Consider the following 24,632-nt stretch of genomic DNA (forward strand, 5'->3'; position numbering starts at 1 on the left):
TGTTCCTTGCAAAGGCGCGCTATTGATTTCTCATATATGATCCCAACGTTAGTGTATACACAATGAAAGGAGGTTATGAATATGAGTCGTCATTTCGAGCAAGCTGAGGGTTTGTGTGAGGAAAAAGACCCAGCGACAAATGGGTTTGTGTTTAACCAGACCATGTTGCGTATTGCGGACCCTGTTCGTTCGCTAGATTTCTATACTCGTGTAATGGGTATGACGTTGTTGCGTAAGCTTGATTTTCCTGAGATGAAGTTCAGTTTGTATTTCTTAACTCATGGTGAGGATTTCTCTGAGATCAGTGACGACAATGCACGTCGAACCGCGCAAACCTTTGGTCGTCCTGCAGTATTGGAGTTGACGCACAATTGGGGAGATAGCGCTGAGACGGTTCAATATCACAATGGTAATAGTGAGCCTCGTGGGTTTGGTCATATTGGTTTTCATGTGCCAGACCTTGAAGGAGCCTGTCAGCGTTTTGAAAACTTAGGTGTAGCGTTTCAGAAAAGACTTGAAGATGGCAGTATGAATTATATTGCTTTTATTAAAGATCCAGATGGCTATTGGATTGAGATATTCGATGCCAATCGAGTCAATGGTGACTCGTAGAGATTGTGCGCTCTAAGTGTATTTTACTGCTAACACAGCGATTACGACTAGCCAGTTCTTATTCTAATGGATGAATAAAGCTGGCTACAGTATCAAAAATTATCTTGTGTAAGCACTATATTTCCACTATTCTAGAAATATGGTTTTTAAAGGTGGCTCCGATGAACATAGAAAAAGCAGCAGGTCAGCTATCTGAGCTTGGGCATGTGGCACGTTTAAACATATACAAAGCGCTTGTTAAAGCAGGTCACACAGGTTTAGCGGTGTCTGAGATACAAGATCAGTTGGAAATTCCTAATTCAACTTTGTCTCACCATATCGCAAGATTAGTGAAGGTAGGGTTAGTCTCTCAAACTCGTGAGGGGAGGGTGTTACGTTGTCATGCTCAGTATGCTCAATTGGATGCATTAATTAGTTATTTGCAGGATGAATGTTGTTCGTTATGAGCAACATTATTTTTGAAAAATATTTCGATAATTCTAGAATAGTAGGTGTCATTATGATGGAACTTAACTCTTGGCAAGCAGCGTTAGATTTTTTTATTTCTGCATTTACGGAATTAGCGGTGCTGTTTGTGTTAATTAGCATACTCGTCAGCGCCATGAATCTGTATTTACCAAAGGAGAAGGTCAGTCGCCTTTTAAGTGGTAATAGGGGTTATGGCGTCGCGATGGGACTTGGAGCAATGACACCATTTTGTAGCTGCTCGACTCTCCCAATGTTAATTGGATTAATTCAAGCTAGGGCCTCTTTTGGGCCTATGATGGCATTTTTGATTACATCACCATTACTAAACCCGTTCGTAATCTCTCTCTTTTGGATCACTTTTTCACCGCAAGTCACGTTGTTGTATGCAGCATGTGTGGTGATTCTAGCAGCCTTGTCTGGATGGAGTTTGCAAAGGTTAAATTTTCAGACCTACATCCGTTCTGAATTATTAACCGCAGCACCTAGCCCATGTGGTTCAGGTTGCGATGATTCGGGAAAGGTTGTGTCAAAGAGCGCCACTTGTTCGACGGCAAACTGCAATGAAGCACCAAAGATCATTCAAGCATCTACTTTGAAAATGTTAACTTTAGGAGCACTTAAGCAACTTCGAGAGATGCTACCTTATATGATCTTTGGTGTGGCAATTGGGGCGTTGTTACATGGCTTTGTGCCTTTGAACGTGTTTGAGGGTTTAGCAATGATGAATGTATTTTTGCTCATTCCTCTCTCTGCTGTTATCGGTATCTTTCTGTATGTAAGAGCTTCGACCATGATTCCGATAGCAGCGTCGCTTATGACGAAGGGGTTAAGTGCTGGAGCCGTCATTTCGCTGACTATTGCGGGGGCTGGAGCAAGTCTGCCTGAGATGATCATGCTGCGTAAAATGTTTAGATGGCCACTTTTGATTACCTTCGTTTTCGTTGTTTTGCTGACTGCTATGGTTACTGGCTTTGCGATAGAGCTGGTAGTTGGAAGTCATTGATCGCTTATTTCTATATAGGCTATTTAGAGGGTTACGCAGCTTTTGAGGTCCTAATGTGATGTGTTGATACGTTTTGTAGAAGAATATGGAATTCTGAAGTAGGTTTTATGAAGGCACTTATAACATTCTTTTTATTCAGTTAAGTTCTTTGTTTTACTGAATCTGATACATCAGGATACTCGTGTGTCAGAAATCCCCTCTACATTAGGAACACATCATGAAAAAGACTCTTCTGGCGCTCACCATTAGTACTGTTTTAGCTGGATGCAGTGCTCTTAGCTCTAACGGCAGTAATGAGATGGCACTGTACGAACAAGCGAATAAAACAGGAGAGGAGTCACTGGCTTTACAGTATTTGACCCAAGCTTCTCTTAAGGGCAACTCGCAAGCGACGGCACGCTTAGGAGAGGCTTACATGAATGGACGATATGGGTTAGATGATGAAGCAAAAGGTGCTGAGTTACTGCAAAAGGCAGCAGACGAAGGTGAGCGTCGGGCCATGACAGACCTTGGCATTGCCTATCTTTATGGCCAAGGAGTTCAACAAGACTACCAGCAAGCCTATGTTTGGCTGAATAAGGCTAAAAACAATGGAGACATGAAAGCACCACGTTATATTGGCCTTGTTTACCAAAATGGATGGGGTAAAGCGATCGATTATGTAGAGGCTGCAAGCAACTTTGAGCTGGCAGCAAATAGAGGTGATATCACTAGCCAATATTATTTAGGTAAATTGTACGAAACTGGGCAAGGTGTTCAACAAGATTACGTAAAGGCCATTGCATTATATAACCAATCGGCATCGCGTGGTGACCATGTCTCTTTACCCGCGATATTAGCGCTAGCGAACGTGTATGAAAATGGCATTGGTGTCAAAAGAGATACAAAGCAAGCACTGTCTTGGTATGCCAAAGCCTCACGATTAGGCAGTACCGAAGCAAAAGAAAAAATTGGTTACTATCAGTATCCTGACCATCCTAAGGTTATGAATGTCACGGCTTTAGTTGATGTGCTAGGCGATGGTCAAAAAGTCGCTGGAGTCGCCATTGAATTTACGCAGGACATTGACATCTCGTCACTGGATATCTCCGATTTTCAAGTCAATGGTCGTGAAATCCAATCGGTTTATGTAAATGACAAAGCTGAACTTGGTACTGGCTTATCTTCTGGATCTTTCGTTATCGTTACGCTGAAAACAGACATTGACCCTGAGAGTAGTCAGATGGGCGGTGGGCCAAGTGAACAAGATAGCAATAATTCAGAAAAAAACTCTGACCAAGCCGCTCATGGAAATGGTCCAACACTTGGACAAATCTCAGACAAGTCTGCAGAGCCAACCATACTCGACGTTTCAATTATTCAATCCGGTGAAGTGTCTTTGGTATCTGGTCAGGTAAGTTTAGCGAGTGATGCTAAGATGAAGAGCAACGCGACATTGAATCCTGCTATAGAAGGTTTTCAGCAGCTTGTTTTTCACGATGATGAGTTAGATAAAGATCTAATGTACAACCTTTATGTTCCTAAAAACTATGATACGAGCAAATCATACCCTCTTGTGTTGTTCATGCATGATGCTGGGGTTGTCAGTAACAATCCTACTGAAGCGTTAACGCAAGGGCTTGGTGGTGTAATTTGGGCCTCTGAAAGGGATCAAGCATTGCATGAAAGCTTTGTACTAGTACCGCAGTACAACGCAATTATGGCAGATGATAACTCACAAACGTCCGTGGATATGGATGTCACGGTAAATCTAATCAAATCTCTTTCAGAGCAGTACGCCATTGATGAAAAGCGTTTATACAATACTGGACAGTCAATGGGTGGGATGACCTCGATTGCCATGGACATTAAGTATCCTGACTTATTTGCGGCTTCGTTGCTTGTGGCTTGTCAATGGGACCCTGAACTAGTGGCGCCACTTGCAAATAAGCCTTTATGGATTGTGGTGTCGGAAGGGGACACGAAAGCAAACCCGGGTATGGATGCTATTACTGATGTACTTGCCAATGAAGGGGCAACGGTTAGCAAAGCTAAGTGGGATGCGCAAGCTTCAAAATCTGTCATGGCCGCTCAAGTAAGTCACATGCTTAAACAAGGCGCGCAGGTGAATTACACCGTATTTGAAGGCGGTAGCCACCGTTACACTTGGCAGTATGCTTACTCAATTGATGCTATTCGTGATTGGTTATTTGCACAGCATAAGTAGCTTTAAGGGAAACACCAAAGACATACCAATCTAGCTTAATGCTTATTATTCAAGAGCCTTAGCATGAAAGTGCTAGGGCTTTTTGCGTACTCATAAGCGAATGTCTAAGGCAAAAAATGGATCACTTATTGCTGCTGATCTAGTTTACAAAGTCATTAAAAAAGCTAATTCTTATTCTATTAAAATAATAAGAAGCCTTCACTTATGCGTATTTTGATAGCGGAAGACGACCCTGTGTTGTCAAAGTCAATTTCCAGTCAATTTGACAAACTTGGTTTTGTAACAGATGTTGCTTTAGATGGACTCCAAGCCGAGATCTTGTTGAAGGAGCAACCATATGACTTGTTGATCTTAGACCTTAACATGCCTAAACGAGATGGTAATGAGGTGCTCAAGACTATTCGAGATATGGGAAATAATACACCAGCTTTGGTTTTAACTGCGCGAGACTCTTTAGATGATAAATTGTCCCTGTTTAATCGTGGAGCCGATGATTACCTTACTAAACCATTTCGATTTGAAGAGTTAGAAGCTCGTTGCCGAGCGCTGATTCGCCGTAATCGAGGTTTAGCGAATGACCAAATAGAGCATGGTGACTTGCTTGTAGACAGGCAGGCTTGCTCGGTTTCGATTCATGGTCATGCGGTGGGACTTACTCATACTGAATATCGTTTGTTGGACTTGCTTCTGGCCAATATTGGCAAAGTGCTTAGTAAATCGGTGATTCTTGATCACCTTTACCATCTAGATGATGCCCCTAATGCTAGTGCTGTTGAGATTTATGTGGCACGCCTACGTAAAACCCTTTCACACAGTCAAAGTGTCAAGATACGAACGTTACGTGGACTTGGCTATGTGTTAGAAAAAACCTATGAGTAATTCCGCCTACTCTATCAAACAACGAATATGGTTGGTTGCTACTCTAGTTTTATTGTTAATGAGTACGGTGGTCTATTGGTCTGCTGCGTTGTATGCAGAACGTTTAGCACGTAATGCATTTGATCGGCAATTGCGTGGTGCCGCATTGCAAATGGCTGAAAGTGTGAACTTAGTCGGTGGCGAAATTGAAATTGACTTGCCTTTGTCTGCGTTTGAGTTACTTGCTATGTCAGAAGAGGATCGTGCCTTTTATGCAATTCGTCATGCGAATGGAACACTGTTGACTGGCTATCGTGATGTTCCTTTGCTACCAGAAGATGTGACAGAGGCCCAAAATCATCATGAATGGATATACGATAGTATTTACAGTGGTGAACCGACGCGCTTTGTATCGATTAAAAAAAGGTTATTGGACAGTGATTATGATGCTTTTGTATCAATAACTGTTGGGCAAACAGTGCTGGCTAGACAAGCACATGCATTGCAAACAAAGCGTTGGGTAATCCAATTTGTCGTAGCGTTTTTCGTTCTGTCACTCTTACTTATTATGCTAGGTGTATGGGTTGCCTTAAGGCCACTAAAAAAAGTACGTTTGGAGCTACTACATCGTTCACCTGTTGATCTGTCAGCAATATCATTGCAGGTACCGAAAGAAATTGCTCCATTGACGGATGCGATTAATCAGTTGATGTCTCAACTGACGAAAACCTTGGATAGGCTAAAGCATTTTAGTAATGAAGCAGCGCATCAACTGCGAACCCCCTTGGCAGGCCTGAGGTCTGAGGCTCAGTCTGCTCTGAAAGAGAAGAACCAAAGCTTGCGCGAAGGTCAACTTAAAAATGTGATCGCTTGCAGTGATGAATTGGCCTCCATGGTAACTCATATATTACAGCATGCTGAGCTTGCTCATCGGTTTCAAAGAGACGAAATAACTTCTTTAGACCTTACTCACTTGACTCTGGAAGTGGCAAGAGAAGTGGCTGCGGCGGCTTTGGATAAAAACATTGAGCTTAGTTATGTTGGAAGTGAAGACCCCATCTTTATTTCAGGGAATAGCATTGCATTGCGTTTTTTGATTTCCAATATATTGGAAAATGCCGTGAAGTACAGTCCTATGGACTCGGAGGTGACAGTTCAATTATGGGTTGAGGAAACGAGTATTAGATTAGATATCTCAGATCATGGAGAAGGTATTCCTGACTCAGAAAAGCCAAAGGTATTTGAACTGCATTATCGCTCCCCAAATAATCTTAACACTGGAACAGGTATCGGGTTATCTATCGCCAAAGAGGTTGCAGATTTTCATAATGCGACCATTGAATTACTTGATAATCAACCTTCGGGTTTGACGGTACGTGTCGTATTTCCAGCGCTGGGAGGAGTACGGTTTTGATTCGTGCATTGCTAATTTTTCTGCTCAATGTTTCTCCCCTTATTCATGCCGATGATGCTTATTGGATATCTGGTAAAGATGATGTTTTAGAAAACCATAAAATTCTGAAGGTGTATGGTGCAGCAGACTTTTCCGCCATTGAACCAATATTGAAAAACTTTGCACTGGAACAAGACAATTTATCTGTTCTGTACAGAGAGTTTAGTACCAGAGAGTTGTATAGATATGTGACTGAGAGAGGTGAGTGGCCTGATATTTTGCTAAGTCCAGCTATGGATTTACAAGTTAAGCTTATAAATGATGGTTATGCCATCCCATTTGAATCAGAATCGACTAGTAGACTACCTAAATGGGCAAGTTGGCGAAACGAATTGTATGCGTTTACCTATGAACCTGTTGCAATTGCGATAAATCGGCGCATTTTGGGTGATGATGACCTAGTCCCTAAAGATAGAACTGAATTGTTAAACTTAATTCGATCTAAGGAGTCTCTCTTTAGGGGCAAAATAGGCCTTTTAGATCTTGAGACAGTTGGTCTTGGCTATTTAATGTGGGCTAACGATAGTCAACAATCGAGAACCTATGGGCGTCTGCTAGAAGTGTTTGGGGCTAATCGTGCCAAGCTTTATCCCAACAGTACCAGTATGTTACAAGCGCTCGCCCAAGGTGATATTTATATCGCTTATAACGTGTTAGGGTCCTACGCATCGGAGTGGGCCGCTCGTTTTAATGAACTGAGTGTTATTCTTCCCAACGATTACACGGCCGTAATATTAAGAAGTGCGTTGATTCCTAAAGCTGCACAGCTTAAAAATGAAGCGAAACTATTTATTAATTATCTCTTATCGGAAAAGACTCAAAGATTACTGTCAGAGCATTCCAGTCTGATACCTATTTCGTCTAGTTATGATACTAATGAAGACATTGCTACGTTACGACAGTCCGAGTTAAGTCCGTTACAGCCAATAAACTTAGGTTTTCCTTTGCTGCTTTTGACCGATCAAGCAAAGCGAAGCTTATTATTAAAAGAATGGGATAACGCTATTCAAAACTAATTTAATGAGTCGCTTTCAGCGAAAGCTTATTGAAAGGTTCGTTTCATATACTGCACCTCAACCCTTAACAAAAAAAACAATGAGGTGAACGATGAAAAAGATAGTATGGGGTGTAATGGCTGGCGTGAGTATCGCATGCTCAAGCTTCTCGATGAGTTCTTTAGCTCAGGATTTCAGCGGTGAACGAATTGAATGGTTAGTTCCATTCAAAGAAGGCGGCGGCACGGATACTTGGGCACGCTTCTTTCTTCCCAAAGTATCTGAAAGTCTCCCAGGGGCACCAACCGTAGTCATTAAAAATGTACCTGGTGGCGGCTCTATTAATGGCGCTAATCAATTCGAAGCTAGGGCTAAGACAGATGGAACCAACGTATTTGGCTCAACGGCTTCGACGTTGTTTTACTATCTATTAGGTGATAAACGTGCTCGTTATGAGCCAAAAGATTGGCAAGCCGTTTTTGCTACGCCAACGGGTGGTGTTATGTATGTCGACCCTAAACTTGGTATTAATAGCCCTAAAGACCTTGCAGCGGCAAAAGATGTTGAATTTATTTTCCCAAGTTTAGGTCCTACCTCTTTGGATTTAGTGCCGCTTCTAGCAATGGACATGCTAGGAATGAAAGTGCGTCCTGTGTTTGGTATGGATCGAAGTGCTGGTCGATTGGCATTTGAGCGTGGCGAGGTCAACATTGACTATCAAACCTCAGCACCCTTCATTCAAAAAGTAATGCCACTAGTAGATGAGGGCACAGCAAAACCGCTGCTTTCATGGGGTGTTTTGGATGATGACGGTAATATTGTACGAGATCCTTCCTTCCCTGAGTTGCCAACGTTCGTTGAAACCTATGAAGCGATTCATGGTGAAAAACCAAGTGGTCAAGCGTTTGAGGTTTGGAAAACATTCTTTATCGCGGGTTTTGCTGCACAGAAAATTATGTTCTTACCAAAAGAGGCATCAAGCGATACCTTGCAAACCTATCGTAATACCATGGCTGATGTTGTCAAACAACCAGGCTTTAAAGAACAAGCCAGCAAAGCAATTGGTGATTATGACCAGATCGTAGGTAAAAACGTAGACGCTGCAGTACGCATGATCTTCAGTTTAAGTGCCGAGGATAAAAAGTGGATTCAGCAATGGTTAACCGAACGTTATAACGTGAAGTTCTAACCGTACTGTCTAAAAGTACGCTCCTAGCGGCCTCATGGAAATTTAGGAGGTCGCTTTTTTCCTATGTCCATAGGTGCTTTTCATGATTGATATATTTACGAATGCTTTGATGACAGTGTTGTCTATGGAGCATTTGCTTTTCTTATGCATCGGTGTTTTCTTAGGCTTGGCAATTGGTATCTTTCCCGGATTAGGTGGCATTGCTGGTTTATCTTTGTTATTGCCATTTATTTATGGCATGGATGTCACTTCAGCGCTTGCTATGTTGATTGGTCTGGTTGCTGTCATTCCTACTTCAGATACTTTTACCTCTGTGCTAATGGGAATCCCTGGATCTAGTGGGTCCCAAGCGACTGTGCTCGATGGTTTTCCTCTGGCTAAAAAAGGTGAAGCTGCACGTGCTTTATCTGCTGCGTTCTCTGCCTCATTATTTGGCGGTCTATTTGGTGCGGTGGTGTTAACTGCATTTGTTATCATTGCGCGCCCAGTGATTTTGGCATTTGGCTCTGCCGAGCTATTCATGTTGACGCTACTTGGACTCAGTATGGTCGGCGGTTTAGCGGGTAATAGTTTGATAAAAGGCTTGTCTGCATGCTGTCTTGGTTTGTTATTAGGTACGGTCGGTGGGGCACCAGCCACAGGGGAATTCCGGCTCTATTTTGATATTGAATACTTGATGGATGGTATACCTCTCGTGGTTGTGGGGCTGGGGATATTTGCCTTACCAGAAATAGTCGATTTGTTACGCCAAAAACGAGCTATTGCTGAGGCATCAAACCTTGGCGGCGGTTGGATAGCGGGCGTTAAAGACCTTATTAAACATAAGTGGTTGGCGTTTCGTTGTGCATTCATAGGCTGTATTGTTGGTGCACTACCTGGTTTGGGTGGCAGTGTGGTTGATTGGATTTCTTATGGTCATGCTGTCCAGACGAGTAAAGATAAGAGCCAGTTTGGCAAAGGTGATATTCGTGGGGTCATTGCCCCTGAGTCCTCTAACAATGCTAAGGAGGGCGGTGCACTTATTCCAACTATTCTCTTTGGGATTCCAGGCTCTGGTGGAATGGCTGTCTTTTTAGGTGGCATGATTCTAATTGGTTTAGAGCCAGGCCCCTCAATGGTGAGTTCAAACATTGATGTTACTTACACTATCATTTGGTCATTAGCACTTGCTAATGTTTTGGGGGCCGGTGCATGTTTGCTTATTTCTAAGTTTGTTGCTCGCTTAACAACCATACGCTACGCCATTTTGGCGCCATTCATGATTACGGTTATTTGTTTTGCTGCATTTCAAGCAACACGTGATTTAAGTGATTTAACGGCGTTATTAGCCATAGGTGTTTTGGGCGTATTTTTGAAACGGTTTGGTTGGCCAAGACCCGCTTTCTTAATTGGGTATGTTTTAGCATCCGGCATGGAGAATTATCTTTATCAAGCTGTACAGTTTGATGGTTGGGGCTTCTTATTGAAACCAGGCGTTTTGATTATTGCTTTTATCATTGTGTTGTCACTCGTATTTACAGTTAAGCAGCTTAAACAAGGGACGTCTGATATACCAAAAGACGTGGCTTTTACAGTAAATATTTTACCCCAAGCATTGTTCTTTCTATTCACCTTTTGTACTGCGTTATATGGCATTTATGATGCGATGCAAGTCTCAAATCTAGCGCGTATTTTTCCTTTGGGGATCAGTATTGTTCTATTGGTGTTAGTGGCGTTGATGATTTTTAATCTATGGCGTTATGGCACAAAAAGCGCTGTAAATTTTGATACTGAAAGTGGCGATCTAAATCGCGAAGCTTGGTATGTGTACTTGCTTTGGATTGCAGCCGTTATTGGTGGTTGTTATTTGGTCGGTTACAGTATTTCTATTCTTGTTTTCTTCGCTTTGTTTCTCCGACTAAAAGCCAATTTAGCTCAATGGAAAGCATGGGGAACTGGCGTGCTATCGGTGCTCATGATTAATACCCTAGCATATGTCATGGTGCTGGATTTGCCATCTGGGTGGCTACAGAGTTGGTTAAGTTTGCCATGGCCGTTTGCATAAGGAGTAAACATGCTGTCTAGCTTTGAGATTATTCCGCAGACGACCTTATTAATTCTTGCCGTTACGTCATTTTTGACCTCTTTGATGACCGCCAGTCTCGGTGCTGGCGGTGGGGTAATGATGCTTGGTGTCATGGGCCAGCTCTTACCTGTGCAAGTGATAATTCCTGTACATGGTTTGGTTCAATTAGGGTCAAATGCAGGTAGAGCGATGATGAGTATTGAACATATCGACTTTAAAATGATTGTTAAATGGTTGCCGGGAATTCTGCTCGGTGGAAGTGTCGGACTGTTTTTCTTAGTGTCACTTCCGCCGAAGATCATGTATCTATCCATTGCAAGCTTCATACTTTTTCTGTGCTGGGGGCCTAAGCTACCAACCTGTGCGGTCTCAAGAAAAGGGCTGTTCTTTATGAGTTCAATAACGTCATTGATTGGGTTATTTGTCGGCGCTTCAGGTCCTCTTGTGGGGGCTTTTCTGAAACAAATTTATCAAACAAGAATGGTGCTGATTGCAACGTTTGCATTGATCATGTCAATGCAACATTTAACCAAGTTGATGGTATTTGGACTGGCTGGATTTGACTTATTGGCGTGGCTATTCCCTGTAGTGATAATGATTGTTACTGGGATGGCAGGCACGTGGTTGGGTTTGAAATTATCAAGTAGGCTTCGTGATAGTAGTTATCAAACAGTGTTTAACTTTGTCTTAACCTTATTAGCTTTACGACTGATATGGCTTTCATTTCATTGATTGATCGTCTTGGGAGAATTTGTTTAAGCCTTCTTGACGATCAAGTGGATGACCGAGTTTTGATTGATTTGCTCAATACTAATAAACGTCCCATTGGAGTCTTTGAAGCCGCCATTTAGGGCACATTGCTGATAGTCCTTAATACTCAGTACGATGATCGCCTCTTTTGAATCAGTCAATTCGAAAGAGGCCTCGAATAAATCGTAAGGAGGCATGGATAGCCTTAATGCAGCGGTTAAAAGGGTGAAACCTTTCTTTCCAATGTACTGTTCCAGCTGAGTCAATGTGTAATGAGATATTTCTGGGTGGGCTCTAACAAACCTTGCTATGTCATTCCACACAGTTCCACTGGGATACAATGTTTGATCGACTAGTTGGGCGAGCATTTGTTGTGTTCGCCGATAATTTTCACTTTTCATGTATTCAATTCCTTTGAACAAATGTTTTTTTACTTGGAAGTAGATTAGTAGATGACACGTATTTTTCCCTGTCAAAATTGTTAATTTTTCTTGCTATGAACCCTTATTGTAAAAAAATGTTACTGAATCGATTGCTTAGTATAAGAGCACTATGCTCCGTATTAACAATCTTCTGTGGGCTGTTTTGTAAGGGCGTCATCCAATATTTTTTAGGTATCAAACTCATCGTCATTTGGTATGGCACAAATCTTTCATGGGCTAACGCAAAAACTGGGCCACTTTGTATCGCCTAGTACATTGTAATGTGAGAAAATGACTATTTAGTCAAGATTGCAGTCATTAGTAAAAGAGAGGTTCCCATGAGCGTATATGAAATCCGTCACCCCCTTGTTCAGCATAAAATTGGCTTAATGCGTAATCAGAAAATGAGTACCCGTGGGTTCCGACTGCTGGCATCAGAAGTAGGCAACTTACTTACTTATGAAGCTACTAAGGATCTGGAGCTTGAGGATTACCAACAAGATGGATGGTGCGGCCCAACTACTTGTCAGCGTATTCGGGGAAAAAAGATTACGGTGGTACCTATTTTACGCGCTGGGCTCGGGATGTTAGATGGTGTTTTGGAATTGATTCCAAGTGCTAAGATTAGCGTCGTTGGTCTTTATCGAGATGAAGAGACTCTTGAACCTGTAAGTTACTTCGATAAATTAGCTAGTGATATAGATCAACGAATGTCATTAGTTGTTGATCCAATGTTAGCAACGGGGGGGTCACTGATTGCCACCATCGACTTACTGAAAAAGCATGGTTGTGAAAGTATCAGGGCGCTGGTTTTAGTTGCTGCGCCTGAAGGCATCAAGAAAGTTCAAGAAGCTCATCCGGATGTTGATATCTATACCGCGTCGATTGATAGCCACTTAAACGAACAAGGATATATTGTTCCTGGTTTAGGTGATGCAGGCGATAAAATCTTTGGCACGAAATAATAGGGCGGTTCCCTTCACATGACATCTCAATCATCTAGCCAAGCTCTTGCAGGTTGGCGAATGTTACTTGCTGGTGCGCAAATGCTGTTTGTGGCATTTGGTTCATTGGTATTGGTTCCATTAATTACAGGTCTTGATCCAAGCGTTGCATTGTTTACCGCAGGTTTGGGTACGTTAATTTTCCAACTTTGTACGAAACGCTCTATTCCAGTGTTTCTAGGTTCTTCGTTTGCTTTTATAGCGCCGATTATTTTTGCAGTAGAAACTTGGGGGCAGGCGGCAACAATGGGAGCGCTATTCTGCGCTGGTTTAGTCTACGTAATGCTGTCTATTCTGGTAGCTTTAAAAGGTCCTGGCTTCTTACATCGACTATTACCACCTGTCGTAACCGGTCCGATTATCATGGTGATTGGCTTAGGCTTGGCGCCTGTTGCCGTCAATATGGCGCTGGGTAAAACGGGAGATGGCTCGGCGCAGCTATTCCCTTATGCGGATGCCATTTTAGTATCGATGCCTGCTCTGTTGACGACTTTACTGGTCGCTACGTATGCGAAAGGCGTATTCCGTTTAGTCCCGATCATTGCTGGTGTGTGTGTTGGTTACACAGTCGCTATGATTATGGGGCTGGTTGACTTTACTGCAATTCAAACCAGCGCTTGGGTGAGTGTGCCGGCGTTCGTGATGCCTGAATTCAAGTTAGCAGCCATTCTTTTCATGTTGCCTGTAGCGATTGCTCCAGCCATCGAGCATGTTGGGGATGTATTGGCAATTGGTAGCGTGACTGGTAAGGACTATGTTCAAAAGCCTGGTCTACACAGAACCTTGTTAGGTGATGGTTTAGCAACCTCTGCAGCGTCTTTGTTTGGTGGTCCACCAAATACTACCTATTCTGAGGTAACGGGTGCAGTCATGTTAACGAAAGCTTTTAATCCTGTGGTGATGACTTGGGCTGCGATTTTTGCCGTGGCTTTGGCATTTATTGCAAAGTTCGGTTCATTCTTGCAAACCATTCCAACGCCAGTAATGGGCGGGATCATGATTCTTTTATTTGGTTCCATCGCTGGCGTGGGTATGAATATCTTAATTAAGGCTCGTGTGGACTTAAGTGCGCAACGTAACCTTGTCATTATCGCTGTAACATTGGTATTTGGTATCGGTGGTATGACCCTTGGTGGGTCTGGTTGGCACTTACAGGGTGTTAGTCTATGTGGTTTGGTTGCGATTGTGTTGAATCTGATTTTACCAAAAGCTGATCAAGCAAATGATTTGCATGAAGAGCAGGAAGTGGTTGAAGGTATGGTTCATAATGGAGATCAAAAATAACTTTTAATTTATTTTGAAATCACATTACTGAAAAGGCGAGCACTAAAAGCTCGCCTTTTTTGATGTCATGAACATATAAACTTAAAATGCGGCCTTAAAAATCGCCACGACGTCTTCGTGAGTGGGTTGAATTGGATTAGTTAGACCACAAGCGTCTTTCATAGCATTGCTCGCTAAGGTATCAAAGTCTGCTTCTTTAGCACCTAATTGATTAAGACCCGCAGGGATGTCAACACTCTTAGACAACTCTGTAATCGCCACAATAGCTGCTTCTGCGCCTTGCTGAGCAGATAAATCTTGTACATCAGCACCTAATGCTCTCGCTACATCTTTCAGACGAGGCGCTGCTACTTGCGCATTATAGCGCTGTACATGTGGAAGTAGTACTGCGTTACAAACGCCGTGAGGTAGGTCATAGAAACCACCCAACTGGTGTGCCATGGCGTGTACGTACCCAAGGGAAGCATTATTAAATGCCATACCTGCTAGGAACTGGGCATAAGCCATTTGATCGCGAGCCTCCATATTAGAGCCATTATGCGTCGCTTCGTGAAGGTTATCACGGATCAATTCAATTGCTTTTAGCGCACAAGCGTCTGTAATGGGCGTTGCAGCAGTGGAAACGTAAGCTTCTACGGCGTGAGTCAGTGCATCCATTCCGGTGGCAGCGGTTAATGCCGGTGGCATACCTGCCATCAGTTTCGGATCGTTAACCGATAATATTGGCGTTGTATTTTGGTCTACGATAGCCATCTTAATGTGGCGATCTTGGTCAGTAATAATGCAGAACCGAGTCATTTCTGAAGCTGTGCCGGCCGTTGTATTGATGGCGATTAGAGGTAGTTGAGCATTTTTAGAAACATCAACACCTTCATAGTCACTTATATGACCACCATTTGTTGCGACAAGCGCAATGCCTTTTGCACAATCATGCGCAGATCCGCCACCAAGAGAAATGACACAATCGCATTTATGAGTATGTAAAACATCTAAGCCAGCATTAACATTGTTAACCGTTGGGTTTGGTTGTACGCCATCGTAAATAAGGCTGTTAACACCGTAGTCAGTAAGTTGGCATTTTATGTCCTCAGTAACACCTAGCTTAGTCATACCTGGATCTGTAACGATCAAGGCTTGTTTGAAGCCAAGGTTCTTAATTTGTTGCATGGCGTCAGAAAGGGCATTTTCTCCCATAATATTAACTGCTGGGATATAAAAAGTGCTACTCATGTTCTTTACCTCATCCTATTTTGGTAAATATTGAGAGGCTATTATGCGCTGTTATAGGTAGCGGGTAGAGTATAGAAAACTCAAAGAATGTGCAGGCGTTTGATGTCGTGACTTTTATCAAAAAAGAGCGACTGAGCGCTCTTTTTTGATAATTCCTTAACTCGAGATGACTGCTACCAACCTGGTGCAGAAACGCTGCTATCATCGCCAAACTGAAGGTTTGTTGATGTAGATAGTTCAGGACTTGATGTGATTTTATCAACGCTGTAAATATTCCAGCGTTTCGCTTGTGTGGTTTGCTCACTGTATATTTCTGCAACGACACGGCGGTTTTGTTCTCTACCTTGTGCAGTATCATTTGTCGCAATAGGTCGAGACTCACCATATCCAATACCACGGATACGATCTCGACTGATGCCAAACTGGCGAATGACTACCAGTGCAATGGCATTGGCTCTGTTTCTAGAAAGCTCAATGTTGTCTTTGTCATCACCAACACTGTCCGTATGTCCCTCGATTATTACAGTGGTATTGGGGTTTGCTGCCATGAAATCAGCAAGCTTCTGAATTTCAGGGTAGTAGATTGGTTTAACATCATACTTGCCTGTGTCGAAGAGTACTTCAAGGTTAATAGACTGAAGATGTGTTGACTGAGTAGGGCAACCATCATTATCAACTTTGGCACCTAATGCTGTATCTGAGCAAAAGTCACGAACATTGATCACTCCATCTTTATCATCGTCTGCAATATTTGCTGGTAGGGCAGTACTATCGTACAAAGGTTCACTAGCTATACACAAAGACGTGCTAAGCAATCCCGCAAGCAGTAATCCGTTTTTGGCGATATATGAAAAAGTCATTGCAGTTTCCCATTGTTAACGAGTCAATTGACTTACTATAGATGGCTAGAGTATCCGAACTCTAGCCTCTATTTGTACACAGAGCATTTTTATGGTTTATCAATGTAATTTTATGTTAATAAATGTTACCAGCTTCCGGTGTTGCTCATAGATAGCCATGGTTCTTGAGCTGTTAAAGATTCGCCTGCTTGTAACAATTCGATTGAAATACCATTTGGGTCTTTGATGAATGCCATGTGGCCATCACGGGGCGGTCGAAGAATGGTAACGCCCATGTCTTGTAAATTTTGGCAAACTTGGTAGATGTTTTCGACTTCGAAAGCAAGATGACCAAATTGATCACCCCCTGAATATCTTCTGCCGTCCCAGTTGTGTGTGAGTTCGATTTCAGGTGCGCCTTGCTCTGTTGCGTAGTAAATCAGCGAGAACTGACCTTTTTCACTGTCATAGCGACGGGTTTGAACTAGTCCTAGGCCTTTGGTGTAAAATTCGTGGCTCGCATCAGGGTTGTCAGTACGAATCATTGCATGTAGATAACGTATACTCATATTGAATTCTCTTAAATTGGAAGAATTCGCTTATAGTAGAGTAACTTAATGTGGCTATCAAAATATGCTAGAAGGGTTACAACGACTTTCCTTAATCTTCCCATACATATCTGATTGGGTCTCCGAAATCGTCATAAATGACTTTTTTCTTAGGCTGTTTCGTTTTTTCTTTAGTAGGGGGTGGTGTCGTTTTTTTATCAGATTTTCTCTGCTGTATGGCTGCAACAACATGATTCAATGGTGTCCTATCTTTTTTAGGTTCATTAAATCCTATGTGGCTCGTGTTATACTTGCCATCTTGTAAGCCGGAAGCGCCCATTTCAACTTGTTGTATTTCACCTTGCTGGCGTATAAAACGCTCAACTTGTGATTCAATTTCTTTTCGAGTTTGCGCTTTAGATTTCACTGGTTTTGTCATTACGCTAGATTGATTCACTCCTTGACAGATCAAATTGTTATAAACCATTCATATTAATAGTAAGAGGTTACTAGTGTCCATTGTCAATTTAATTGTTCATGAAGTTCAAAAAGAGGAAGGCGAGTCAAAAGCGATGCTTGTCGCAAGACCGAGTGAAAATCCGATTGACGCAGATGCTGAACAGCTGGCAAACAAAGTCACACACCTATTCAACCGTTCAGGCATGAATACTGGGCAGTTTTCGAACCCCGAAGGCAGCGATGAAGGTAGTAAACTGCCAGCGTTGCTTCATAAGCATTTTACGGGCTCTGAGTTTGATGACTTTGCTGCATTTAGCAAAGAATGTGCTGCGGAGTACGTGCGATTCCTAGAAGGCGTTTCTGAAGCGGAAGGTGGCTTACTATGGTTTAACCATTACGAGCTGGGTGGTTCGCACTTTTTATTCATTGTTTTACTTAAACGAAAAACAGGGATAATGCTGGGTGATGATTTGAGCTTCGCTCAGGTTAACCCTTTAGAAACAGATAAACTTCACATGGCACTAAGAATCAACTTGTCTGCTTATCATGATCGTGATGACACGCGTTACATTGCGTTTCGTTTTGGTAAGGCGCCAAAATGGGAGAGTGAATATTTCACTCAATTCATTGGCTGTGATGAGCCTAAGGTTGCGGCTAAAGAAACTCGTAAGCTTGTTGAAGTCGCTTCGGCTTTTTGCCAATCTCAGTCTTTACCTTCTAAGGCAGCTAATGAATTTAAAAAAGCAATGGCTGAGCGATGTATAGAAAAAGCAGAAGAGCGCGAGCCATTAGAATTAACGGACATTGCTCGACAAATTGAATCTCGTTTCTCGCCTGAGCAAGCATCAAAGTTTTTAGAGATGGCGGAATCGGATGACTTTAAAGTTGAAAAAGAGATTTTTGTAGAAAAGGCTGCACTTAAAAAGCTAACTAGAGCATCTGGCTCAAACCGTTCTCTAACATTAAGTTTTGATACCGATTTACTAGGTGAGAGCATCCAATTTAACGCAGACACAGGCGAACTCACTATTAAGGAGTTGCCACGTAGCCTGCTAAAACAACTGATGTCATTAGAGTCTTAATTTACGCTGTGAGCCCTAAGAGATTCTGAAGCTCTTTCATGGAGGCGAAGGTTGCATCAGCCCCAGCCTCTTTCTGCAAACTGGCAGGTAAAACAGCACTGTAAGCATAAACCGTCGCTCCTGCTGCTTTTCCGGCCTGAATGCCTGCAAGGGAGTCTTCAATGACGATGCAATCTTCAGGTTTTACACCAAGAGCGTCGGCAGCTTTAAGATATAAATCTGGAGCAGGTTTACCTTGAACAACATCATCAACGGCAAAGCGCGTTTTGAAATGGTGAGTTAGTTGTATAAGCTCAAGTTTCAGCTCCATTTCCGCACGTTTTGCATTAGTTGCCATAGCAATTGGACAGTCAATATTTTCAAGCAAATCAACAACGCCCTCAATAGGTGAAAGTGATGTTTTGATGGTGTTGTTAAACGCCTGTCTATATCTCTCTTGAAAATCCTCAGGCAAAGGTTTTCCTAGCATAGATTCTGCTAAGGCAAGGTTTTCTTTAGTTGTAAAGCCTGCGAACTGTGTATGTAGAGTATGGTCATCAACATCTAAGCCTTCAATATGTAGCATTTGCTTTAGGATATTAGAAGACAATGTTTCTGTATCGACGATGACACCATCGCAATCGAATAGTATTGCTTGATAGTTTGAACGCATTACAGCTCCTTTGCGCTTAAGTAAATTTCTTACAGGAGTGTAGCGAGTCTGAGTTTAGAAAGGAAAGGGGGTGTTATTCTTTTTCTCCCCAATTGCTTAATTTTTGTGAATTCAAAGTATTATTGAAAGTTATTGTTTTACAGATGAGCGCCAGAGTGCTGTTTACCTAAAACAGGGGCTGCTTTAACAAAACTAAACAGTGATTTTGTCGCAAATACAGCTTTTTTGAAGGACTTTGAAACTTTAGTTGTAAGGCTTTCGCTATGGTACTGTGAGTGAGTTACACCCCATTTTGCTAACAAAGCTTCATATTGTTCTTGTGAATCTTTGGTTTGCTTAGCGGCGCCAGTGTAGTGCAGGTTGTACAAAGCGGATGTGTTTACGTCTTCAGATGTGTACATAGTTTAATCTCCATAAAATATTAAAATGTAGTTTTATTACTACATCGATAGCTTAGTGGTTTCATTTCAGAGTCACAAACGCTGTTTTTTCACTAAATAGGTTATTTTTTTTCATCAATTAGGTGGTTTTATGTCTCAATACCGTTCCCTTTCACTTTCTGGTAAGGAGTGGGTGTTTAAAAGGGAAGAACCTTTTGTATCGGCTGAGGATCGAGAGCAAATTAAGCTCTTAGGGGAAGTGACTGGTGCAAATATTTGGCGGGATTACATCTCTGACTCATATTTATACCCGGATCTGTTCTCGAGCGATGTGTGGGTTAAGAAAAATATCATTGATACGAGCGAATGGGAGACTGCTTGGGAGTCTGATGAGGCTGGCGCCCCAGATACGATGTTGTCATACCTTGAGAATTGGGGCGATGATACGAGGGTATATTTTTGTTGCCATGCTGATTTAATAATGGAAACGACTTGGGGAGTGTTTAAACGAGCCTGGAAAGCATTTCTCTTTTTGGAAAGCGATGCAGTGCTAGTTGGTAAAAAGAAAAAGCAAGCTCTCCAGTTTTGCGAAGATGGTCGCCTTACGCTTTTAATGCGAGCAAATTAAATTACTTATTCACTTTCATCTAAGATCGCAAACGATAAGCATGTGCTAAATAGAAGGCCGCCTACCAAAATTGGAGGTGTGGGAAAGATTAGCATTAAAAAGCCTGTTCCGGTCCACAGCGTTTTAACAAGCCTGCGTTTAGCTTTATAGCGCCCACTGAATCGTCTGAAGTGGGCGTGATTAGATTCAGATGATGGGTCTAGAAAATCCTTCTGATACCAGGCCGGCATGACCTGAGAAAGTGACAGGTGCACATAAAACATAATTAAGCGAATAACCATAAGCCTCACCTAAGAAATCGTGTTTGATTTATGATTAGTTTAGTTGTTTCTTACTAAAGTGCAGTTTGATTCTGTCGTTTATTGGTGAATCTAAGTGATCAAGTGTAATTTCTGGTTTTTAGCGCCGCCTGCTGCTCATGCTTCGTTCATTGAAGATGTTGTAATATTTGGTTAAGGCATCGGCTTCTTTCTTTGCATTGAGTGACTCTAAACACATTGCGGCGACTTCAGCAGTAGCAAATTGATGATCATGCTTTGCATGACGAGTTTTAAATGATCGAATCGCGTCACTGCTTATACTGTAAGTTGGGATTTCATCTAGCCAGCGACTTTGATGTAGCATTTTACTGGCTAAACGCCATGTCGCGTCCAGCAGAATAATATGATTTAAATTGTCTCCAGCTTTATCTGCTATCAAATAGTTACCCGATATTTTCCTTTTTTCTGTTTCAGGGTAAAGGATGGCGGTTCGGTCTTTAAATGCGTTAAGTCTTTCAAGTAGTGCCGGTTCAGGCTCAGTTCTGGACCATAGGTAGGCTTTGGTCTGATCGGGAAATAAGTCTGCAAGAAGTCGACCGCTATTAGTTGGTTTGTGAATCTCTGTATTGTGATACAGCAATGTGAATGTAATGGGTGAAGTCATCGCTTTGCGTTCGGAGCAGAAGCAGGCTAACTCTGACATTAAGCAAGAAGGGCAGCGTACGGTATTTGATCCGCGGGCAATAAAAGCTCTTTGACTTATTTGTTCTAATTGTTCACGTAACAGGTCAACGCAGTGTGGAGGATGCTTGCGTTTAGGGTTTTGTATCATAGGGATAATATTTGTTTAAATAGTGATTTGGCACAAATTCTGACTCTTTTTGTTATATTTTTCCATTACATATCAGTGCTCTTTACGCAAAATATGCAAATTTAGTGGAATCACTGTAGAACGCTTTATAACGGGCTATCTAGTCTTTATTCGACACGCTAAGGTTATTGCATGATGTTTTTTATGAGTGAATTATGAGTCGATATATCTCGCCCGTGTTGTACATTTTAATGATGTTGATTGGGTGTGCGGCATTTGTATCTATATCTGGTGTTCGAGTGGGTTTTATTGAACCTATTACCGCATTTGATATGCTGCGTAAGACCGTTTACGCTGCAATGGTGTTGTCAGTGTTGACTGTTGTGGCACTAATAATGTGTCGTAAAGAGTGTAGTGCTGGTGGGCGTAGGTTCTTCATATTGGTAGGAGTCGTCTCCTTTATTTACAGTGTGATGTGGGTCAGCCTGTATATGCAGAAAGCCAAGTTGCCAGACATATATGACATCACTACAGACCTCAATAATCCTCCTGTTTTTATCAATATAGCCTATCTTCGGAAAGCTTCTGAGCATGGATTGACCTATGATTTTTCTTCAGTGCCAGTTCAGAAAGAGTACTACCCAGAGATTTCCTCTTTAATCGTCGAGAAATCATTTAAAGAAACCTATATAGAAGCTTTGTCCTTGGTGAAAGAAAGGGGCTGGGAAATGGTCTCTCAATATCCGAGTGCAGGTGTCATCGAGGCGACCGCTAGGACCCCAATTTTTGGAATGCGTAATGACGTCGTTATTCGTATCTCAGAGCAAAAAGACAATGTTGTGGTGGATATGCGTTCCTGTTCGAGAGCAGGCAAATCAGATCATGGAAATAATGCTGAGCGAATTGAAAGTTTCTTAAGTGAATTAAAGGATCGTTTAAAAAAACCAAAAGTTAATTTTGCTTTTAGGAATTGATCTTTTTTTATTCAACCTTAACGCTCTTTTATATAAACTTGATCTCCTAAGCCTATGGAGAGAGCAAGTGAATCGTCGAGAGCAACAGAAGGCCAATACGCGAGCCAAAATAAAAGCCGCCGCAAGAAAAGCATTTCATGAATCTGGTGTAGAAGCGACCACGACACGAGAGATAAGTCGCTTATCAAATGTTGCGGTCGGCACTTTCTTTGTGCATTACGCTGATAAGCTGGAGCTTGTTAAAGAAATATATTTTGACGACATGGATGAAGCCTTGTCTTCCAGTGTAGGGCTGTTGGCGCCTACATCATCTCCAGCAGAATACCTTATTCAAATTGCAAAAATCCTCTTCCCTTTTTACTCCGATTACATCGAATCCACTCGTCACATTGTGGCAGACAGCATTAGTCACGGCGGTTTTCATACGCAGCAAATGCAATCCATCAGTCAAGGTGTATCAACACGTTTCACAGATGCAGGTATTGACGCCAAAACGGCTCACCTGTTTGCAGAAAATATGATGGCAAATTATTGGTTGGTATTCATGGAGTGTTTGCCAAATAATGAGTTTTCAAATAGTTCAGTAATAGAACGATTGGAAGGCTTAAATTTGCCATTCAAGGTTTCTTTTGAAAATGCCTTGCAAGTTAAACGCTAGTTTAACGCATTGGCTTTTCGGTATGGTCCTTGATAGTCAAACAGTAGCTGTGTCACGCGCCAGTGCTTTTTTTCCTGTTCTGCAATAACGAAGTCAGGGCTAGGTAGGTAACTGGCGAAGGGTTTGATTTGTTCTGCGCTATCAAACTCTAAGGGAGTACTCCCTTCGCCGAGTCGACGTCCGAATTCATCATTAAAGCGTTGCTTGCCTTTTTTGAAATCAAAATTAAAGATCTGTTTAAGCTCGTCACCATCCTCATCATGGTAGGTAATGTGTACTTTATTGCTTTCTATCTTGCATGATATTGCTTGGCAACGAATCACTTTATGTCCTTTAAGATTTAAGGCTTTCTTCAAAATGTCGTCTGGGTCGATTAAGCGCTCATGACAATGCTGGCAATGACGTGCGGCGATATCATTTTCTTCGTTGCAATGTGGGCAGCGTTTAAAGACAAAGCGATGATCACACTGTAATTCTCCGTCCAGCGTTTCGACTAACCCTTGGCAACGACGGCCGTAATGTTCGCGAATGGTGCCGTCAGCAGCTTTGATTCCCCAGAATAGGTTTTGATGTGCGCATTGGGGGCATTCGATTTGAACAAGTTGGCAGTTTGGGTTGGGTTTCTTTACGCCTATTTCTGGTTGAAAGATATCGTAGCCACTGTTGGTGTAGTCCAGAATCAAGCAGTCTGTTTTATCGGGGAAGAGTCTAAGTCCGCGACCAACCATTTGTTGAAACAAGCTAACAGATTCAGTAGGGCGAAGTAGTGCAATAACATCAACGTGTGGTGCATCAAAGCCAGTCGTCAAAACCGATACATTGACGAGGTATTTGATCTGCTTAGCTTTAAATGATGTGATGATTTGATCACGTTCTTTTAAGGGTGTGTCTCCTGTGACAATTTTGGCTTCTTGTTCTGGTAGATAGCCGATTATTTCTTTGGCATGTTCAACAGTACTGGCGAAGATCATTACGCCATTGCGTTGCTTGGATAGCTCGATGATTTGTTCGCAGATGGCTCGCGTGACACGAGGATGTTTACTAACAAGTTCGTTTAGCTGTTGCTCTACTGGAGATTGATCATCGTTGTACTCATTGCTGTGCAGTTGGTTAAAGTCGTAGTGTGCAACGGCTGCATCATAGACTTTCGGTTCCGTTAAATAGCCATCTTTGACAAGACGTCTTAACGGCAGCTCATAGATGCATCGGCTAAAAAAAGGCCGCTCCGTGTCGCGAGCAAAGCCCCAACTATGTTTGTGGTAAATCCAACCGCTGTCTAGGCGATATGGTGTCGCAGTAAGGCCTAATACTTTAAGTGTTGGGTTAAGCTGTTTAAAGTGCTCAATGACTTGATGATATTGTCCTTGCTGGTCTTTTGGTATGCGGTGGCATTCATCAATGATTAAGAGAGATAAAGCTTCTTGATGTTGCTCGAGGCCTCTGGCGATACTTTGAATGCTGGCGAAAGTGACTTTGTTTCTAGTGTCTTTGCGACCTAGTCCTGCGGCATATATGCCAGCGTCTACACCCAGTGCGCTGAGTTTTTGGTGATTTTGCTCAACTAATTCTTTTACATGGGTAAGGCAGATGACCTTATGGCGAGCAAGTCGGCATAATTCAGCAATCACTATACTTTTTCCAGCACCAGTTGGTAGTACGATGACAGCGGATTCATTGCTTTTTCGAAAGTGATCAAGAGTCGCGTCGACCGCTTCTTGTTGATAGTCACGGAGTTGATACATTTGCTAAGAAATCGTTAAAAGTTGGTGTTTTCGCTGGGCACGCTACAGTATCATTCGCCC

The 24,632-nt window shown here is 42.3% G+C and carries 25 protein-coding genes; 16 read left to right on the forward strand and 9 right to left on the reverse strand.

The annotated features are described in order from the left end of the window. Positions 1 to 81: 81 nt before the first annotated feature. From gloA to JHD44_RS17510, 10 genes are all read left to right on the forward strand, one after another. Positions 82 to 612, forward strand: a complete 531-nt coding sequence (gene gloA / locus JHD44_RS17465) for a lactoylglutathione lyase (protein ID WP_199464018.1) — start codon at positions 82 to 84, stop codon at positions 610 to 612. A gap of 161 nt (positions 613 to 773) precedes the next feature. Next, positions 774 to 1,058, forward strand: coding sequence for an ArsR/SmtB family transcription factor (locus JHD44_RS17470; protein ID WP_199464019.1), 285 nt, complete (start codon positions 774 to 776; stop codon positions 1,056 to 1,058). Beyond that, positions 1,055 to 2,083, forward strand: a complete 1,029-nt coding sequence (locus JHD44_RS17475; protein WP_233402283.1) for a permease — start codon at positions 1,055 to 1,057, stop codon at positions 2,081 to 2,083. The genes JHD44_RS17470 and JHD44_RS17475 overlap by 4 nt, the downstream gene beginning before the upstream one ends. A 217-nt stretch (positions 2,084 to 2,300) precedes the next feature. Further along, on the forward strand, positions 2,301 to 4,289 hold the full coding sequence (locus JHD44_RS17480; RefSeq protein ID WP_199464020.1) for an alpha/beta hydrolase-fold protein: 1,989 nt from the start codon (positions 2,301 to 2,303) through the stop codon (positions 4,287 to 4,289). Between the two features lie 204 nt (positions 4,290 to 4,493). After that, positions 4,494 to 5,168 carry a response regulator transcription factor gene (locus tag JHD44_RS17485; RefSeq protein ID WP_199464021.1) on the forward strand — a complete coding sequence of 225 codons (675 nt, stop codon included), beginning with the start codon at positions 4,494 to 4,496 and terminating at the stop codon, positions 5,166 to 5,168. After that, positions 5,161 to 6,561 carry a sensor histidine kinase gene (locus tag JHD44_RS17490; RefSeq protein WP_199464022.1) on the forward strand — a complete coding sequence of 467 codons (1,401 nt, stop codon included), beginning with the start codon at positions 5,161 to 5,163 and terminating at the stop codon, positions 6,559 to 6,561. Before JHD44_RS17485 ends, JHD44_RS17490 begins: the two co-directional genes overlap by 8 nt. Then, entirely contained in the window at positions 6,558 to 7,616 is a 1,059-nt protein-coding gene (locus JHD44_RS17495; RefSeq protein ID WP_199464023.1) for an ABC transporter substrate-binding protein, read from the forward strand. Before JHD44_RS17490 ends, JHD44_RS17495 begins: the two co-directional genes overlap by 4 nt. 91 nt (positions 7,617 to 7,707) lie before the next feature. Beyond that, positions 7,708 to 8,784 (forward strand): Bug family tripartite tricarboxylate transporter substrate binding protein, encoded by a 1,077-nt coding sequence (locus JHD44_RS17500; protein WP_199464024.1) that lies wholly within the window; start codon positions 7,708 to 7,710, stop codon positions 8,782 to 8,784. An 82-nt stretch (positions 8,785 to 8,866) separates the two neighbouring features. Next, positions 8,867 to 10,828 carry a tripartite tricarboxylate transporter permease gene (locus tag JHD44_RS17505; RefSeq protein ID WP_199464025.1) on the forward strand — a complete coding sequence of 654 codons (1,962 nt, stop codon included), beginning with the start codon at positions 8,867 to 8,869 and terminating at the stop codon, positions 10,826 to 10,828. A gap of 9 nt (positions 10,829 to 10,837) precedes the next feature. Continuing rightward, positions 10,838 to 11,581 carry a sulfite exporter TauE/SafE family protein gene (locus JHD44_RS17510; RefSeq protein ID WP_199464026.1) on the forward strand — a complete coding sequence of 248 codons (744 nt, stop codon included), beginning with the start codon at positions 10,838 to 10,840 and terminating at the stop codon, positions 11,579 to 11,581. Between the two features lie 23 nt (positions 11,582 to 11,604). Here JHD44_RS17510 and JHD44_RS17515 read toward each other — a convergent pair whose 3' ends face one another. Next, positions 11,605 to 12,000, reverse strand: coding sequence for a hypothetical protein (locus tag JHD44_RS17515; protein ID WP_199464027.1), 396 nt, complete (start codon positions 11,998 to 12,000; stop codon positions 11,605 to 11,607). Positions 12,001 to 12,359: 359 nt separating this feature from the next. On the opposite strand from JHD44_RS17515, the gene upp reads away from it, so the two are divergent. Both upp and JHD44_RS17525 read left to right on the forward strand, forming a co-directional pair. Further along, positions 12,360 to 12,986, forward strand: a complete 627-nt coding sequence (upp, locus tag JHD44_RS17520; RefSeq protein ID WP_199464028.1) for a uracil phosphoribosyltransferase — start codon at positions 12,360 to 12,362, stop codon at positions 12,984 to 12,986. Positions 12,987 to 13,004: 18 nt separating this feature from the next. Next, a complete protein-coding gene (locus JHD44_RS17525) occupies positions 13,005 to 14,309 on the forward strand; it encodes a uracil-xanthine permease family protein (protein WP_199464029.1) in 1,305 nt (434 codons plus the stop codon). Positions 14,310 to 14,390: 81 nt separating this feature from the next. Here the strand turns inward: JHD44_RS17525 and yiaY are convergent, their stop codons facing one another. From yiaY to JHD44_RS17545, 4 genes are all read right to left on the reverse strand, one after another. After that, entirely contained in the window at positions 14,391 to 15,539 is a 1,149-nt protein-coding gene (yiaY, locus tag JHD44_RS17530) for an L-threonine dehydrogenase (protein ID WP_199464030.1), read from the reverse strand. Between the two features lie 173 nt (positions 15,540 to 15,712). After that, positions 15,713 to 16,399 (reverse strand): OmpA family protein, encoded by a 687-nt coding sequence (locus JHD44_RS17535; RefSeq protein WP_199464031.1) that lies wholly within the window; start codon positions 16,397 to 16,399, stop codon positions 15,713 to 15,715. Between the two features lie 125 nt (positions 16,400 to 16,524). Further along, complete coding sequence (locus JHD44_RS17540; protein ID WP_199464032.1) at positions 16,525 to 16,947, reverse strand: VOC family protein; 423 nt, start codon at positions 16,945 to 16,947, stop codon at positions 16,525 to 16,527. A 91-nt stretch (positions 16,948 to 17,038) separates the two neighbouring features. Continuing rightward, entirely contained in the window at positions 17,039 to 17,353 is a 315-nt protein-coding gene (locus JHD44_RS17545; protein ID WP_325097117.1) for a hypothetical protein, read from the reverse strand. 85 nt (positions 17,354 to 17,438) lie between these two features. On the opposite strand from JHD44_RS17545, the gene JHD44_RS17550 reads away from it, so the two are divergent. Then, positions 17,439 to 18,467, forward strand: a complete 1,029-nt coding sequence (locus tag JHD44_RS17550) for a nucleoid-associated protein (protein WP_199464034.1) — start codon at positions 17,439 to 17,441, stop codon at positions 18,465 to 18,467. A gap of 1 nt (position 18,468) precedes the next feature. Here JHD44_RS17550 and JHD44_RS17555 read toward each other — a convergent pair whose 3' ends face one another. Continuing rightward, the gene (locus JHD44_RS17555) at positions 18,469 to 19,119 is read right to left on the reverse strand and encodes an HAD family hydrolase (protein ID WP_199464035.1); all 651 of its coding nucleotides are present in this window, start codon (positions 19,117 to 19,119) and stop codon (positions 18,469 to 18,471) included. A gap of 137 nt (positions 19,120 to 19,256) precedes the next feature. After that, the gene (locus JHD44_RS17560) at positions 19,257 to 19,520 is read right to left on the reverse strand and encodes a hypothetical protein (protein WP_199464036.1); all 264 of its coding nucleotides are present in this window, start codon (positions 19,518 to 19,520) and stop codon (positions 19,257 to 19,259) included. A gap of 130 nt (positions 19,521 to 19,650) precedes the next feature. On the opposite strand from JHD44_RS17560, the gene JHD44_RS17565 reads away from it, so the two are divergent. After that, entirely contained in the window at positions 19,651 to 20,127 is a 477-nt protein-coding gene (locus JHD44_RS17565) for a DUF2947 family protein (protein WP_199464037.1), read from the forward strand. A gap of 399 nt (positions 20,128 to 20,526) precedes the next feature. Here JHD44_RS17565 and JHD44_RS17570 read toward each other — a convergent pair whose 3' ends face one another. After that, on the reverse strand, positions 20,527 to 21,219 hold the full coding sequence (locus tag JHD44_RS17570) for a tRNA-uridine aminocarboxypropyltransferase (RefSeq protein WP_199464038.1): 693 nt from the start codon (positions 21,217 to 21,219) through the stop codon (positions 20,527 to 20,529). Between the two features lie 194 nt (positions 21,220 to 21,413). Here JHD44_RS17570 and JHD44_RS17575 point away from each other — a divergent pair, with 194 nt between their 5' ends. Further along, positions 21,414 to 22,172, forward strand: coding sequence for a DUF1499 domain-containing protein (locus JHD44_RS17575; RefSeq protein ID WP_199464039.1), 759 nt, complete (start codon positions 21,414 to 21,416; stop codon positions 22,170 to 22,172). Positions 22,173 to 22,239: 67 nt separating this feature from the next. Further along, positions 22,240 to 22,830, forward strand: coding sequence for a TetR/AcrR family transcriptional regulator (locus JHD44_RS17580; RefSeq protein WP_199464040.1), 591 nt, complete (start codon positions 22,240 to 22,242; stop codon positions 22,828 to 22,830). Here the strand turns inward: JHD44_RS17580 and JHD44_RS17585 are convergent. Continuing rightward, on the reverse strand, positions 22,827 to 24,572 hold the full coding sequence (locus JHD44_RS17585) for a DEAD/DEAH box helicase (protein WP_199464041.1): 1,746 nt from the start codon (positions 24,570 to 24,572) through the stop codon (positions 22,827 to 22,829). The genes JHD44_RS17580 and JHD44_RS17585 overlap by 4 nt on opposite strands. Positions 24,573 to 24,632: the final 60 nt, after the last annotated feature.

Origin of the sequence: Marinomonas ostreistagni, from assembly GCF_016461785.1 — a bacterium.
In the GTDB taxonomy this organism is placed as follows: Bacteria; Pseudomonadota; Gammaproteobacteria; order Pseudomonadales; family Marinomonadaceae; genus Marinomonas; species Marinomonas ostreistagni_A.

Coding starts and splice junctions, on each gene's coding strand:
- JHD44_RS17480 (WP_199464020.1), top strand. CDS start 2,301: ATGAAAAAGACTCTTCTGGCGCTCACCATTAGTACTGTTTTAGCTGGA.
- JHD44_RS17505 (WP_199464025.1), top strand. CDS start 8,867: ATGATTGATATATTTACGAATGCTTTGATGACAGTGTTGTCTATGGAG.
- JHD44_RS17490 (WP_199464022.1), top strand. CDS start 5,161: ATGAGTAATTCCGCCTACTCTATCAAACAACGAATATGGTTGGTTGCT.
- gloA (WP_199464018.1), top strand. CDS start 82: ATGAGTCGTCATTTCGAGCAAGCTGAGGGTTTGTGTGAGGAAAAAGAC.
- JHD44_RS17535 (WP_199464031.1), bottom strand. CDS start 16,399: ATGACTTTTTCATATATCGCCAAAAACGGATTACTGCTTGCGGGATTG.
- JHD44_RS17560 (WP_199464036.1), bottom strand. CDS start 19,520: ATGTACACATCTGAAGACGTAAACACATCCGCTTTGTACAACCTGCAC.
- JHD44_RS17515 (WP_199464027.1), bottom strand. CDS start 12,000: ATGAAAAGTGAAAATTATCGGCGAACACAACAAATGCTCGCCCAACTA.
- JHD44_RS17485 (WP_199464021.1), top strand. CDS start 4,494: ATGCGTATTTTGATAGCGGAAGACGACCCTGTGTTGTCAAAGTCAATT.
- JHD44_RS17475 (WP_233402283.1), top strand. CDS start 1,055: ATGAGCAACATTATTTTTGAAAAATATTTCGATAATTCTAGAATAGTA.
- JHD44_RS17500 (WP_199464024.1), top strand. CDS start 7,708: ATGAAAAAGATAGTATGGGGTGTAATGGCTGGCGTGAGTATCGCATGC.
- yiaY (WP_199464030.1), bottom strand. CDS start 15,539: ATGAGTAGCACTTTTTATATCCCAGCAGTTAATATTATGGGAGAAAAT.
- JHD44_RS17585 (WP_199464041.1), bottom strand. CDS start 24,572: ATGTATCAACTCCGTGACTATCAACAAGAAGCGGTCGACGCGACTCTT.
- JHD44_RS17470 (WP_199464019.1), top strand. CDS start 774: ATGAACATAGAAAAAGCAGCAGGTCAGCTATCTGAGCTTGGGCATGTG.
- JHD44_RS17570 (WP_199464038.1), bottom strand. CDS start 21,219: ATGATACAAAACCCTAAACGCAAGCATCCTCCACACTGCGTTGACCTG.
- upp (WP_199464028.1), top strand. CDS start 12,360: ATGAGCGTATATGAAATCCGTCACCCCCTTGTTCAGCATAAAATTGGC.
- JHD44_RS17575 (WP_199464039.1), top strand. CDS start 21,414: ATGAGTCGATATATCTCGCCCGTGTTGTACATTTTAATGATGTTGATT.
- JHD44_RS17510 (WP_199464026.1), top strand. CDS start 10,838: ATGCTGTCTAGCTTTGAGATTATTCCGCAGACGACCTTATTAATTCTT.
- JHD44_RS17540 (WP_199464032.1), bottom strand. CDS start 16,947: ATGAGTATACGTTATCTACATGCAATGATTCGTACTGACAACCCTGAT.
- JHD44_RS17525 (WP_199464029.1), top strand. CDS start 13,005: ATGACATCTCAATCATCTAGCCAAGCTCTTGCAGGTTGGCGAATGTTA.
- JHD44_RS17555 (WP_199464035.1), bottom strand. CDS start 19,119: ATGCGTTCAAACTATCAAGCAATACTATTCGATTGCGATGGTGTCATC.
- JHD44_RS17565 (WP_199464037.1), top strand. CDS start 19,651: ATGTCTCAATACCGTTCCCTTTCACTTTCTGGTAAGGAGTGGGTGTTT.